Origin of the sequence: Bradyrhizobium sp. AC87j1 (genome assembly GCF_002936975.1) — a bacterium.
Classification (GTDB): domain Bacteria; phylum Pseudomonadota; class Alphaproteobacteria; order Rhizobiales; family Xanthobacteraceae; genus Bradyrhizobium; species Bradyrhizobium shewense.
On record NZ_PTFE01000089.1, the window covers coordinates 1 to 14,399 of the forward strand.

Sequence of the window (14,399 nt, forward strand, 5' to 3'; positions counted from 1 at the left end):
CCCCAGGCCGGGAGTAAACCTTCCCCACAAAGGTTGGCGACCTCGGTCTCACCGAGGTCGTTTGTTTGGCGTGTGTGAACCAGTTCACAAGCGCGGGGTGAAATCGCTGCTATGAAGACGTCATTGCTTGACCAGTTCATTTTGCTCGAAACGCCCCAGCGTGGCTCCAAGCGCTGGGGTTTTTCGTTTCTCTCCGGGCGCAGAATGTCTACAATCGCGCCAAGCGTCGCATCGACAGACGCAGATCTCGCGCCGCCCTAGTTCCGGCCCGAGCTCGATCAACAGCCAAATTGTCGGGATCGCGGCGCTGCGCCGAACGTTGCCACCAGGCGTGCGTTCACCGGGCAAATCCCATATGCATGGCGAGAAGTCGCCGAATCGGAATGAGGGCGGCTGTCGTTCAGTTGGCGACGGCTTACGACCAGAAACGGATTCAAGTGAGGCTTACCAAAAAGGCGCAGGTGGCCAAGACGCCGCCGAAGAAGGCGTCACCGAACAAGACGTCACCGAACAAGACAACGGCGAACAAGACGTCGCCACGCAAGGCGCTGCCAAGGAAGAGCAAAGAGGCGCAGCGCACTGCGATCTCGTCCTCGTCGCCGCTCGGCGTGCTGGCGCTCCATCTGCTTGCCCAATGGACGCAGTCCGGAGGCAGCGGCATCGTTTTTCTCGCCGAGAGCGAGAACAGGGCGGAGCGGCTCGGCAGTGTCATTCACGCGCTCGACCCCTCCTGTGAGGTGCTGGTGTTTCCGCGCTTGAACACTCTGCCGTTCGATCAGCTCGAGCCGTCGCACGAACTCGCAGGGCGCAGAGCCTCTGTCCTGAGGCGCCTCGCGAAATCCAAGAAGCCGCTGTTTCTGGTCTCGACGGCGGAAGCCGTGATGGAGCGATTGCCGCCACCGGCGAGCCTGTCGCGTCTGAGCGTGAGCCTGAAGGTGGGCGGCACGTTCTCCGAAAAGGATCTCGAGACGCACCTCGAAGCGCTCGGATACGACCTCGACGACGAGCCGGACTATCCGGGCGGGGCGCTGTTTCACGGCCAGACCTTCGAGATATTTCCAGCCGGGGCGCTGGGGCCGTTCCGGATCGAGCATTCGGATCGCGCGATCAGGCGGATCGTGGCGTTCGACCCGAACGAGCACAGGATCATCTTCGAGACCAAGGAGCTTGTCGTCGATCCCATGTCGGAGCGGCTTGGCCTTGCCGGCAAGCGCGGCAAGCGCGCGAGCCTGTTCGACTATTGCGGACGCGCCAAATGGATCGCCGATGCGGGCGTGCCGGTGCATGCCGACGGCTGGTTTGACACGATCGAAGAGGCGGCGCCGCGTGCGGAACGTGAGCGCGAATATCTCGGACGGCGCGACTGGAAGCAGCTCTCCCGGGGGATGAAGGTGTTGCCGCGCGCGTCGTCCTTCCAGACCATCCCGGAGTTTTCGAAGCTGACATCCTCCAGGAAGGCGCTGCGTGCCTTCGTCGAGGAGACGCGCCGGGCCGGATCGCGACTGATCCTCGCCGCAGCGCATGAGGACGATCTACGCGTGATGGAGCGGATGAGCGGCCTCAAGGCGCAGCGTTGCGAAGATTGGGACGACGCGGCGCGCGGGCGCAGCGGCGAGGCGGCGCTGCTAGCCGATCTCGATGCAGGCTTCGTCATGCCGGGGAAGAAGCCTCTCGTCGTCGTGACGGCGTCCGACGTGCTCGGCAGCCGGGCGCATCATCCGCAGCCGATGGCGCGCGCCTGGAGCGCGGCGTTTGACCATGCCGATGTGCCCGAGCAGGGTACGGTGGTCGTCCATCTCCAGCGCGGCCTCGGCGTGCTCGACGGCCTGCAGACCGTGAACACCGGCGGCGGCGCAATGCGGGAGATGATCCGCCTGAAGTTCGCCGGCGACAATGCGGTGCTGGTACCGCCGCCCGATCTAGCCCTGATGTGGCCCTACGCGGCCGAGCTCGGCAAGCTTTCGCTCGACAAGGCGGACGGCAGCACGTGGTGGGCCCGCCGCGGTGAGGCCGAGCGCGAAATCCAGGTGGCAGGCAAGGCGCTGGCCAAGCACATCAGCCAGCGCCGCAAGCGTCGCGGCGACAAGTTGGTTCCGCCGGGGTCGGCCTACGAGAAGTTCGTCGCGCGTTTCCCTTACTTCACGACGACCGACCAGGCCAAGGCGATCGCCGACGTGCTGGACGATCTTGCGTCCGGCCACCCGATGGACCGGGTGATCTGCGGCGACGTCGGCTTTGGCAAGACCGAGGTGGCGCTGCGTGCGGCGGCCGCCGTCGTGCTGTCGGGCAAGCAGGTGGCGATTGCGGTGCCAACGACAGTGCTGGCACGGCAGCACGTCGCAACGTTCCAGAAGCGCTTTGCGCCGTTCGACATCGAGGTGGGAAACCTGTCGCGCGCCACCTCGGGCGCGGAGCTGCGCGAGACCAAGGAGGGACTGCGCAGCGGCCGGATCAAGGTCGTGATCGGCACGCAGGCGCTCGGTGGCAAGGACGTCAGGTTTGACGATCTCGGCCTCGTCATCATCGACGAGGAGCAGCATTTTGGCGCGGCCGAGAAGGCCAAGCTCTCCGGCCTCGCCAAGAACGTCCATGTGCTGATGATGAGCGCGACGCCGATCCCGCGCACGCTCGCGGCGGGCCTGGCCGGCTTCCGCGACCTCAGCGTGATCGCATCGCCCCCGGTGCACCGACTGCCGGTCGCGACCAGGATCGCGCCGCTGTCGGACGCGGCGATTGCCTCCGCGCTGCTGCGCGAGCAGCGCCGCCACGGCCAGAGTTTCCTGATCTGCCCGCGCATCCAGGATCTCGATCCCATGCTGGCGCGGGTGCAGGCAGTGGCGCCGGACCTGCGCATCGTCTGCCTGCACGGGAGACTAGCGGCCGACGAGATCGACGACCGCATGATGAGCTTCGTCGAGGGCAGGGCCGACGTCCTGCTGGCGACCAACATCGTCGAGAGCGGCCTCGACATCCCCCGTGCCAACACCATCGTGGTCTGCTGGCCGGAGAAGTTCGGCCTCGCCCAGCTGCACCAGCTCCGCGGACGCGTCGGCCGCGGCGGCATCCGCGCCTTCGCCCATCTGTTGACCGAGACGCAGTCCGGACAATCCGAGAAGCGGTTGGCCGTGCTCGAAGAGTTCAGCCGGCCCGGCGCGGGCTTTGCCATCAGCGAGCGCGACCTCGATCTGCGAGGCGCCGGCGACCTGTTTTCGGAGCAGCAATCCGGCCACGTCCAGGTGTTCGGGCCCGTGCTCTACAGCCACCTCCTGAAGATGGCTTCTGAGAAGCTCGATGAGGGGCAGGCGGTGTGGGTGCCTGACCTGAACCTGCCGGTCGCGGACATGCTGCCCGAGACCTATGTGCAGTCCGAGCCGGTGCGGCTCGAACTCTATGCGCGCGCCGCAAGATGCACGGACGAGGACGACCTCGAAGACCTCGAGGAGGAAACCTCCCGCCGCTTCGGCCCGCAGCCGAAGGTCGCGCGCGACTTCTTCGCTGCAGCAAGGCTGAGGCTCGAATGCAAGCGCAGAGGTATCATCCGCCTAGACGTTGGCCCCGAGGCTGCGGCCGCGACGTTCCTGCCCGGGCGCCTGCGGAAGTCGAAGGGACGGTCGTTGCAACGCGATGGCGATCGCGTGGTCCATCATGCCAAGATGCAGGACGCGCCGTTCGAGCGGGTCGAGGAGCTGTTCGAACTGCTGGACGAGGGGTGAGGGGCTCGCGCGTTCGTCAGCGCGAACAACTGCGAATTCGTAGCGGAGTCCCTGTTCCACCATTATAGTTAATTGGGGCGTGGCGAAGGAGATTGTCCGATGTCACATGCCATTCCTTCGATTATTGTCGCGATTGTCGCAAGCTCGTGTCTGTTGGCCCTGGTGCAAGCAGGCGGCGCAAATGCCGGGTCGGCAGGGGCGGGCATGGGAACGGCGCCGGGTGGCGCTGGCGGCTCGGCGCCTTCTGGAATGGGGACGAGTGCGGGCAATGCAGGTCCTTCCGCACCCGCGGGGATGGGGACGAAGGACACCGCCCCCGGCGGAGATCTGGGCACCAACAGCCAACCGACCAATCCGAACGTTCAGCCTGCCACGCCCGCGAGGTCGCGGGCGGCAGCTCAGGCCGCGAGAAATGCCGGGGCTGGTCACGCTCAAAATGGCCTGCCGATCGGCGCGATTGGGAGCGGCACGAGCAACGAGGATCAAAAGGCCACTGGTTCGGCGTCCTCCCAAAACAGATTACGGCCGGCAACACAGGCTCAGGGAAACACCGGCGTTGGCTCGGATGTTCAGTCAGGGAGAGGCTCGAGCCTTTCAGACCAGCGAGCCGCACGAGCTGGAGACAAGGTGCTCGATGCCAAGGCCCAGGTCGAGCGGCGAACGACTGTGTCGCGCAAACGCGCTACGAGCCCGATCGGACGAGGTTTGTAATCTGCGAGCGGATGGAGGAGCCGTTCGGAGTGCTGGATGAGGGGGAGAGCGCATCAAAATGCGAAAACAACCCCATGCACAGTAGCTAAGTGCTGCTGGCACAAGGTGTTTTAAATCCGGCGGCACCGCTGGTCGCAACCATTTTGCGCGCGCGCCTCGTCCTTCGAGACGACCGCTTCGCGGTCTCCTCAGGATGAGGCTCAGCTGCACCGGTGCTCGCAAAAAACGAGTGCCGCGTACCCGGTCCTCATCCTGAGAGCCCGCCAACGGCGGGCGTGTCGAAGAATGGCCGCAGGCGTCATCGCTGCCATATGCGACCGCCCCGTAATCGGCGGGGGGCGCCGCGCCCGTCCGCCGGCCATGCCGCTAACGTGGAATTAATCCAAAATGCTCACAATTCTAGACAGTTGTGTAAGGGTGCTGCGTACAAGGGGTCGTCGCGAGGACGGTTCAGGGGCGGCTTCCTGTTGCTCGCTCACTGGGGTCAATGCAAATGACCGCGACTTTCGAAACGACAAGCTTCGCTGAAGAGCTCGACGCTGCAGCCCTTGCAGCTGCCGCAGCGGAGCAGGAACCCGCGGTCCAGGAAACCTCAGTTCCGATCAAGCAGTCCAGCCGGAAATCGGTTCTGGCCCTGTCGGTCTGTGCCTTGGCCATCAACGGCGCAGCAGCCATCTACACCTCGCCGTCCGATTTTCGGTCGCTGAACGTCGGCAGCCTGGTGGAACTGCTTCCGCGCCTAGAAGCATCCGTGCCGAAACCTGATCCGGTCGTCGCCGCCTTGAAGGACATCCAGTCGGCCCAGCAGCAACACACCGCGTTGCTGCAACAGACCAATCAGGCAACGGACCAGAACTCGGTTTTGCTGCAGCAGGATTCAATGGTGCTGTTGTCGCTGCGGCAGAGCATCACAGACGAACGGGTCGACGTGCGGAAGATCTCCTCGCAGCTATCCACGCTGATGGCGAAGATCGATGCGCTGCAAAATGCGATGACGTCGGACGTCACCTCGTCCATTCGAAGAGCGCATGCGCGCTACGGACTGTCCGCCGCGATGCGCAAGCGGATGGTTCGGGAAGCAAAGCCCCTGGGCCCGGTTTCGGTTGGAGGCGCGCCGCTGACCGTGCCCGCTGCGACGGCCGCTCCGGAAAGCTGACGACCGCAAACCCCCGGATCGACCGAGGTCGCCCCGGATTGGCCGTCAGGTCCGACAGTCCGTCACTTCGCGGCGTGGTCGATCTTGTGCTGCAGATGCCCGGTGTCGTGATCGCGACGCAACTGGCTCAGCGACGTCTCGTTCAGCTGAAGCAGCACCTCGCTGAGCTCAGTCGTATCGGGATAGCCGGCCGCAAAACCCCTTCCGTAAATCTTGCGCAACGTGCCGACCAGCGTGTTGCCGTGCTTCTTGCCGATCGCGCCATCCTTGTCGCGGTGGCGGCCATCCAGGCCGTGTTCCTTCATGGTTCGCTCCCTGTGCGGCGTCTTGAGCGCCTCGCGAGAGCCTGCTCCCAAACGAGTTGACTGGCAATGGCATGGCGCGCGGCAGTTGCGAGCTGCCTGCACCAGCGCAGGTGCCCGCGCTTCTCTCCTGCTTGTGAAGCCGCAATCGGTTGTGGTGAGCCGATCGGCGCATCACATGACAGCGGGCGATTGCTCGATTGGAGTTGCTGCGATGCGCGCTCTGCTTGCCATGGGTCTGTTGCTGGCGCTGTGCACCTCCGCAAGCGCCGCGCCGGTGCATCACCCTCGCGCACGCCAGCCTGCGGTGGACCGGCCCCGCGCGAATGCTGGTCCGCCGGCGCGCTTTGCCGTCCCTGGCTGGAGCGACGATGCAACGCTGCGCTGGCTGAACAACGCCTCGTCAAACGTCGGCCGAGGCGGATAGCCGCGGAAGCGGGCGCTGGTGATGGTTCGAATGGCGGGGTGGCTAGGCGGCCTGCTCTTCAAACGAAGTGTAGACCCGGCCGGAGGGATCAACGACCTGAACGTCCCAGCACCCGTCCTCTGTAAGCTCTTTGGCTTTCTTGAGGGCGGCGGCGAGTGACAGCCGCTTGAGACTGACGACGCCCGCCGTGTCGAAACCGTTGATTTCAAACATGCCGTTCCTCCGATTTTGGTGAATCCTACACGTTTCCGGCGGGCTGTCAGCGGGTTTTTGGAATCGGGCTGGGCGAGCGGCAAGCTCGGAAAATCTCGCAGCATCGGCAGGCGCAGCCTTCCGCAGGCACGTCTTTCAATAAGCGGCGCGCCTTTCTAGGGCCGAGACGGGGCAGTCGCGGTCTTCCGCTCAAGCATGGCCATTTCAACTTGGTCAGCCAGGACCGTGAGGTGGCTTGCAAGCCGGTCGAACACTTCGCGCTTGCCTGGATCGGTTGCCAAATCGCGGATCAGGGCGCATTCGGCCGCATCTTTCCGAAGTTTCTCGATCTGGGCCAGATAGTCCTTCATTGGGCAATTGCTCCGTTCCCCGCAAATGGAACGGTACAGGCAATGTACGAAAGCGAACAGAAATGATCGCCGCTTTTTCCTAGTCTACGGTGGCTTTGGCCTTCCCCAAAAAAGGTCACAAGCACCTCCAGCGGCCCCGGCCTCCCCACCCCAGAAGCCCCCCACGGCCGGGGCCGTCACTGGCGATAGCCCGACCGATCGATCATATCCCGTGAAGTTGATCTTCTCCGCGTTCGCGATATGGGGACGCTCGGCCATTTTAGGTGCACGCCGCTGCGACTATGGCGCGGCATTTTCAATAGGAACTGTCCCTTCGCCACCGCATTTCCGACTTGCATGGTTTTCCCGGTTGTCTCGGTCGGTCTTCGAGTGGCCCAGGGGGCGTACAATGGGCACTGGTGATCACACCGCTGTGCTGAAACAGCGTTTCGACGAGCTTGCTTCCGGGCTCTCCGAGTTGGAAAATTTGCGCTCCCGCGTGATTGCGGCCGAGCAAATGCAAAAGATGCGTAGCGCCGACCGCAAACCGGCCGCACCAATCCACCGGACTGCTAAACTCAAATCGTCGTCGGCAAAACCCGATCGGCCAAAGAACCGCCTGGCGCGGCCGCCCAGCGTCGGGCAATGACGTCGACGCCGGGCTTCCGGCAATGCCAATGCCGGCTAGACTTTGGCAACCGTCATCAGCATTCGAGCGTGGCCGAAATATTCAACTAGTGAACTACGCGAAGAAAATAGTAGCCGACGCCGCCGATGACGAGCACCGTAGGGACGGCCCAGAGTATGAATACCGGCATGTCTACCTCCTTCAGTTACCTCCGGTAGCGGGATAACTTGGCATAGATGGTGCCGTTCCCACCTTCTAAAGGCGGGGATCCGATCTTCGCGTTGCACACGCGTTGCACCGCTTGAGCTTCGGGAGATTCAGATTAGCGCGTTGAGCACTTGCGAAACCCATCGCAGGCAAGTCGATCGGTCACTTGGCGGGATTTTGAGGATTGCTCCGATAATCGATGGCGGATCGCAGCGGCGTTGATCGCAACGGGTGATGGGTTTTCGCAAGAGCTCAAACCGACTTACGCGCCGAGTGCTATTCCAGCGGAATGGTGTCGACGCGCAGACAGGGGCGGCACTGGAAAGCATGGACAGCAGGCAGATTGAGGATGGCGGGAAGCGTGGCCAAAAACGTCATCGGCCGTCCGCACTTGGAGCAGATCAGAACGGGCGGGCCGTCTTTCGCTACGCAAACCATCGCCAAAATGCCTGGAGGGGTAGGGCACAATAGGCGGATGCTGCGGGGAGTTCATCTCGGGGCGACTACTGGGGTTTATCGGAATTTGGCGTGCTTTTGCGACGAAGGGGCCGTTGAGGATTGCTCCGAAATCCATCACGGAACGCAGCGGTGTCGATCGCAACGAGTGATGGGTTTCGCAAGAGCTCAACCCATCCTACGTGCTAGAAGCGAAAATAGATGAACTCAAAGCTCTCCGCCGAGTTTAGCGCAAGTATGGCACAAGCCGCGAGAAGGCCAAGGCCGGCGGCGCAGACTGGTCTCGGCGGAAGCCGCGACACGAGAGTGGATGTATTGGGAAGCACAAAAGCAAGCAGCCCGGCGAGACCTACAATCATTGCCGAGAAACGGAGGTCCAGGTGAGCATCAGTGCCGCCCCTCCGCAGCCAAAGCAAGGCCTCGTAGATGTGCCTCGCCGCCTCGAAGTTCTGCGCTCTGAATAGCACCCAACCGAAGACGACGAACAGGAGGGTGAGAGGTCCGCATATCAGCGCGGGCACGACGAGCCGCGAGCGACGCCAGACGGCTTCGAAGCCGAGTCCGATGCCATGCAGCGCGCCCCAGGCGACAAAGGTCAGGCTGGCTCCGTGCCACAGACCGCCGAGTGTCATCGTTGCAAGCAGCGCACAAAGCTGAAGGGCGGCACCATGCCGGTTGCCGCCGAGAGGAATATAGAGATAGTCACGCAGAAAACGCGACAATGTCATATGCCAGCGCCGCCAGAAGTCCTGGAGCGACGTTGCGCGGTACGGCGCGTTGAAGTTCTGGGGCAAGGTGATGCCGAACAACAGAGCCGAGCCGATGGCCATATCGGTATAGCCGGAGAAATCGAAGAAGATTTGGAAGGTGAAGGCAAGCGTACCGAGCCATGCGTCGACCGGCCTGACTGGCGACAAAGCGGCCTGTGCAAATACCGGATTGGCGACAGTTGCCAAATGATCGCCCAGCATAACCTTTTGACAAAGGCCGAGGACGATCAGTGTGAGGCCGTAGGCCGCGCGTTGCCACTGCTCGCTGTCGCCCGCCAGGGAGGAACTAGGAAAGGGGGAAGCAGCGAACTGATGCATGACTTCCCGCCACCTGACCAGCGGACCGGCAAGGACCTGCGGGAAAAAGGAGATGTAGAGACCATACTCGACGAGCGAGTATTGGGGCGCAAGCTTTCGTCGAAGATCCGTCAGGTACATGACGTGATGAAAAGTGAAGAAGGAAATGCCAAGCGGCAAGGCGATATCGAAATGCAACGTTCCCCACTCAAAAGGCAGCAACCCCAGTAGGAAGTTAAGATACTTGAAAACCCCGAGCACGATGATGTTGGCCGCGATGGCGCCGTAGATGATCCATTGCCGCCCCGCAGAAGCGAACCAGCGTGCCGCGAGCCAGTTGAGCAGGACTGAGAGAACGATCAACAGAATAAAGTGGTGATTCCAATATCCGTAGAATGCGATCGAAATCGCCAGCAGAACGACGAGTCGGCAGCGGGGCAACCATTTGCATGTGCCAAGATATATGAGCCACGCAGCAGGGAGGAAGACGGCGAGGTAGCTAAACGAGTTGAATAGCAAGCTACGGCCCCTTCACTACAGTCGGAATTACTCTAGCTATGTCCTCCTCGATCTGAGCGGCATAAGCGCGCCGATAGTGGATGGGATCAAAGAAATTTGCCGGGACGCTATTTCCGGGACGTTCGGCTCCTGACCAATCGAGGACGGTGGCGTTTGGGAGGGAAGTGGCTGCATGAGCCAACTTCAATTTGCATTCGCGGTCAGTTGTCTCTGCGGCGCTTCCCGGCGCTGGCGTATAGCCGATATACCGCGGTGTCCACAAAAGGACGAAAAACGCGCGCGACGGTTTCCCGATGTGATCAATGAGTTCTTGGACGGCCGGAAAGCTGTTGCTTGGATTGGTGGATTTATCTGGTCTCACGCCTTTGTCGAGAACAGAGCGGACGAAGTTGATGTCGTCGTAGCTAGCCTGCTCAAACGGGCCGATAAATTTGTGGTAGCCATCGACCGCTATGTAGGGGCGGTAGCCGTCCGCTTTCTTGGCTTGCCAGTTCGCAAAGACAGTTTTGAACATCTGGAAGATGTTGCGCCTGCAAGGCCCCACAAATAGTGCGGCAATGAGGAATAGAGCCAAAACGGAAAGGGCCTACGCTCGCTGTTATTGGCGCCGCACCATGTTTCCGGCAACAGCCCGACGACCACGATCCTGGCATCTTCATGATGCGCCAGAAAGAATTTCATCGTCGCGATGGAGGCCGGCGCACCCGAGCCAGAGATAGAAAGGGTCACAAAATGCTGCCCGGTTAGCTTACTCAAACTTTGCGGCATTAGAGGCATCGATGCTGAGTTGCCGATAATGACGGAGTTAAACCGAGGATCGATCGCCCGTGACACCATCGCGGGTCGTTCTTCGTTGTATCCAACGTCTTCACTCTTGCTGAGACGAAGACGTCCGAACGGATCAAGCGCGACGACTGTAGCAAATGCCCCGAGAAGACCGATGGCCATGGAACCGATGCTAACGGCAATCCAGGTGCGCCCGCGCACGGTCTGGAAGGAGTCAACCAATGCAGCCCTCGCCACAATTTGTTGTCTTTAGACAATCTTTAGCTGCATACACGGAGTGGTTGTGGAGGTCCAGAGGCGAATTGGCTGCAAACGGTTTGGCATCAAGGCCATCCATTGCGCCGAAGCGTTTGCGAGCGATGGCGGCTTCATGGTGAGCCTTGGAAACAGCTTCAGATGCAGATGGCTATCGCAGCCCAGCCGATCACGAGCGTAACCGTAAAGTGGCGACACACGATTGGGCTAAGTCCAGTCCGGTGTGCGGGTCCGAATGACCTCTATCTCCGATAATCTCGACTCGCATAGAAAATCGAATTTGGCGAAGGTTGGGGATCGTTGTCCGGTTGTCGGGGATGACACGCCCGCCCGGGCGCAATTTGGCACAGCTATAACGTGTTGTTTTTGTATCATTAGGTTTGGTGAGCGCGCTGGGGCTCGAACCCAGGACCCCGTGATTAAAAGTCACGTGCTCTACCGGCTGAGCTACGCGCTCCCATGGCCGCTGATGGCACGTCAGAGATCGCCATCGTGGTCGGACATTCGAGAAGCATGTCTTGCCGCTACGCTTAAGCTGGCGTCGCGGGGAAAACCGGCTGTTTCCGGATCATGCTTTCGGCCCGCGCTGTGTAGGGTGATGGGGCGCTGAGGTCAATAGCGGGGATGGTTGCTGAAAGTCTTGGCAGGAGTGGGGATTTGCTTGCTGCTTCTGCTGGTTAGGCGGGGAGTTTCAACCCGAATGGCGGGCCGTCATCCACGCTGAACTGCGGGAGGTCGCCGGAAGAGTTCGGCCTGCATGCCTCGCCCGGCGATGCGGAGCATCGTCCGGAGGCGCCCGTTTTAGCGGGCTCCCTCACCATGAGGGTCCATTATCTTCGCAAAACACGACCTCATCCTGAGAACCCGCCGGAGGCGGGCGTCTCGAAGGAGGGCCGCAGGCGAACCTCAGCCCGTCACTGGGTTTCCCGCCGCACCTCGTTTGGCACGGGCTGCGGCGTACCGGGGGCCGGCAGCGCGACCGGGCGCAGGCCGATCAGCTCCGCGGTGCGGATCGCGCTGTCGCGCCAGAACTGGAACGAGTTGATGCGGCTGAGCTCGAGGATGGCGATGGCGACGGCGGCCAGGAACGGCAGGCTCTGCAGCACCAGCACGCCGGCGAAGATGTAGATTTCGGTGATCTGGCGGTAGCTGTTGGAGGCGATCAGCACGCCGGCGCCGATCAGCAGCAGGGTGCCGATCACGGCCTCCCAGAACGCCTGGAACTCGATCGACATCCTGGACAGGCCGCCCTTGGAGGTGCGGGCGAAGGCGATGTGTTCGGTGATGAGGCCCTGCGCCACCGCGCGCGACACCGTCCATTGCACGCTCATGGCCGCGATCATGGCGCCCAGCATCTGGCCGGGCTTGATGGCGACGCGGGCGCGGTACATCGACAGGAAGTGCGCCAGCGAGACGATGAAGGCGCCGATGATCGGCAGCGTCAGGATCTTGTCGGGGATGGCGATGTCGGCGAACGCGACGATCGGCACCCAGACGAGGTTGAGCAGCGCCACGACCACGCCGAGGCTTTCGGCGCCGAGCCAGTTCAGCCAGCCCAGGCCATATTCGCGCTTCTGGTCGGGCGTCAGCCGGCTCTTGCCGGGCAGGAAGTAGCGCCAGTGCTTCTTCACGATCTGGAGGCCGCCATAGGCCCAGCGGTGACGCTGCTTCTTGAACGCCTCGTAGGTGTCGGGCAGGAGGCCCTGGCCGTAGCGGTGGTTGGTGTAGTGGGTGGTCCAGCCGAGCTCCTGGATCGCAAGGCCGAGATCTGAATCCTCGCAGATCGTGTCGGACGACCAGCCGCCGGCCATGTCCATCGCCGCGCGGCGGATCAGGCACATCGTGCCGTGCACGATGATGGCGTTGGCCTCGTTGCGCTGGACCATGCCGATGTCGAAGAAGCCGGCATATTCGCCGTTCATGATGTAGTGCATGATCGACAGATCGCCGTCGCGATGCTCCTGCGGCGCCTGCACGAGGCCGACACGCGCATCGGCGAAGGCAGGCACGAGGTCCTTCAGCCAGTCGGGATCGACGGCATAGTCGGCGTCGAGGATGCCGATGATCTCGGCATCCGCCGCGGTCCGGTCCATCGCAATCCGAAGAGCGCCGGCCTTAAAGCCCTGCACCTTCTCGGCGTTGATGAACTTGAAGCGTTCACCGAGCGCGCGGCAATGGTCCTGGATCGGCTGCCAGAAAGCGGGGTCCGGCGTGTTGTTGATGATGACCACGCATTCGTAGTTCGGATAGTTCAGCCGCGACAGCGCATCCAGCGTCTGCTTGAGCATCTCGACCGGCTCGAAATAAGCGGGGATGTGGATCGAGACCTTGGGGCAGTAATTCTCGGGAACGTTCTCGACCGGCTTGCCCTTGCTGAGCAGCCGCTGCGGCGACCGGCCGAAGGCGACGGCTGCGATCTCGTCGATGCGCGCCATCGCAATGAGGACGAGCGGAACAAGCAGGATCATGCCGAGCGTCAGCGCGAAGGCCGAGCCGAACAGGAAGTAGTGGCCGTTCCAATAGGCGAACACGGTCGCGGCCCAGGCGCCGACGCCGTTGGCGGTCGCCGACAGCAGGAAGGCCTGCTTGGCGGTCGGCTTTTCGATCCGCAGGATCGGCAGCGACAGCAGCACGCCGACCAGCAGCGCGATGCCCATCAGCTTCCAGTAATCCGGATTCTCCACCGGACCGGTCCAGGCGAATTTCGGCTCGCGGCTGGCATTGAGGATGCCCCAGTACGGACCGACGCCGCCTTCGTTGAATTTCCAGGGCTGATCGATGGCCTCGACGATGTTGTATTCCATGCCGAGTGCCTCGGCACGGGGCACGAAGTTGCGCAAGGTCAGCGCCTGCTGGAACGGGCCCGGATCGGCATTGCGCAGATTGTAGCCCGCGCTCGGCCAGCCGAACTCGGCGATTACGATGCGCTTGCCGGGGAACAGGTTACGCAAGAGATTGTAGCGATCAACGGCCTGGTCGACTGCCTGATCCGAGCGGAAGTTTTCCCAATAGGGCAGCACGTGAGCGGCGATGAAGTCGACGTTGGAAGCGAGGTCTGGAAAATCGCGCCAGATGTTCCAGATCTCGCCCGTCGTAACGGGAACGCGGACCGCGCTCTTGACCTTCTTGATCTTGTCGATGAGGACCTCGACCTTCTGCTCGCCGCGGAAGATCACCTCGTTGCCGACCACGATGCCGATCACATTGCTGTTCTTGCGGGCGAGCTCGATGGCGGCCTTGATCTCCCGCACGTTGCGATCCTCGTCCTTGTCGATCCACGCGCCGACCGTGACCTTGAGGCCGAACTCGGCCGCGATCGGCGGCACCAGTTCGTTGCCCTCCGTCGCGGAGTAGGACCGGATCGCCCGCGTGAGGGTCGAGAGCTTCTTCATGTCCGCGCGAATCTTGTCGGGGTCGCCGTTGAGGTCGACGACATGGCCCGGTTCGAACGGCGTATAGGAGAGGCTCGGCAGCAGGCCCTTGAAATCAGGCGCGGGTTCCTTGTCGCGCAAGATTCCCCATAGCCCTGCGTGAAGCGCAGACACGAGCAACAGAACGGCGGCGACAACGCGCATCGCGGCTAAACCAAAAGGGGCTGAGGGGGCAGGGAAGCGGATCCGACCCCGAGAT

10 protein-coding genes and 1 tRNA gene are annotated in these 14,399 nt (G+C 62.3%); 3 read left to right on the plus strand and 8 right to left on the minus strand.

Annotated features, from left to right (window positions below):
- Positions 1-608: 608 nt before the first annotated feature.
- Both CV770_RS32290 and CV770_RS32300 read left to right on the plus strand, forming a co-directional pair.
- Positions 609-3,713 (plus strand): DEAD/DEAH box helicase, encoded by a 3,105-nt coding sequence (locus CV770_RS32290; RefSeq protein WP_201760141.1) that lies wholly within the window; start codon positions 609-611, stop codon positions 3,711-3,713.
- 1,198 nt (positions 3,714-4,911) lie between these two features.
- Complete coding sequence (locus CV770_RS32300; RefSeq protein WP_201760137.1) at positions 4,912-5,580, plus strand: hypothetical protein; 669 nt, start codon at positions 4,912-4,914, stop codon at positions 5,578-5,580.
- 62 nt (positions 5,581-5,642) lie between these two features.
- Here CV770_RS32300 and CV770_RS32305 read toward each other — a convergent pair whose 3' ends face one another.
- From CV770_RS32305 to CV770_RS32315, 3 genes are all read right to left on the minus strand, one after another.
- Positions 5,643-5,885, minus strand: a complete 243-nt coding sequence (locus CV770_RS32305; protein WP_028144537.1) for a hypothetical protein — start codon at positions 5,883-5,885, stop codon at positions 5,643-5,645.
- Positions 5,886-6,351: 466 nt separating this feature from the next.
- Positions 6,352-6,522 (minus strand): hypothetical protein, encoded by a 171-nt coding sequence (locus CV770_RS42860; protein WP_201760138.1) that lies wholly within the window; start codon positions 6,520-6,522, stop codon positions 6,352-6,354.
- Between the two features lie 155 nt (positions 6,523-6,677).
- Positions 6,678-6,872, minus strand: coding sequence for a hypothetical protein (locus tag CV770_RS32315; protein WP_201760139.1), 195 nt, complete (start codon positions 6,870-6,872; stop codon positions 6,678-6,680).
- A gap of 388 nt (positions 6,873-7,260) precedes the next feature.
- Between CV770_RS32315 and CV770_RS41830 the strand changes: the two genes are divergently transcribed.
- Positions 7,261-7,500: a hypothetical protein gene (locus CV770_RS41830; protein WP_146101387.1), complete on the plus strand. Its 240-nt coding sequence runs from the start codon at positions 7,261-7,263 to the stop codon at positions 7,498-7,500.
- 827 nt (positions 7,501-8,327) lie between these two features.
- On the opposite strand, the gene CV770_RS32320 is transcribed toward CV770_RS41830, so the two are convergent.
- From CV770_RS32320 to CV770_RS32335, 5 genes are all read right to left on the minus strand, one after another.
- A complete protein-coding gene (locus CV770_RS32320) occupies positions 8,328-9,728 on the minus strand; it encodes an MBOAT family O-acyltransferase (RefSeq protein WP_104465228.1) in 1,401 nt (466 codons plus the stop codon).
- 1 nt (position 9,729) lies between these two features.
- The gene (locus tag CV770_RS32325) at positions 9,730-10,242 is read right to left on the minus strand and encodes a hypothetical protein (RefSeq protein WP_146101388.1); all 513 of its coding nucleotides are present in this window, start codon (positions 10,240-10,242) and stop codon (positions 9,730-9,732) included.
- Positions 10,179-10,676: a hypothetical protein gene (locus CV770_RS41835; protein ID WP_161500048.1), complete on the minus strand. Its 498-nt coding sequence runs from the start codon at positions 10,674-10,676 to the stop codon at positions 10,179-10,181. The genes CV770_RS32325 and CV770_RS41835 overlap by 64 nt, the downstream gene beginning before the upstream one ends.
- Positions 10,677-11,150: 474 nt before the next feature.
- Positions 11,151-11,226, minus strand: a tRNA-Lys gene (locus CV770_RS32330).
- 457 nt (positions 11,227-11,683) lie between these two features.
- On the minus strand, positions 11,684-14,344 hold the full coding sequence (locus tag CV770_RS32335) for a glycosyltransferase (RefSeq protein WP_104465230.1): 2,661 nt from the start codon (positions 14,342-14,344) through the stop codon (positions 11,684-11,686).
- Between the last annotated feature and the right edge of the window lie 55 nt (positions 14,345-14,399).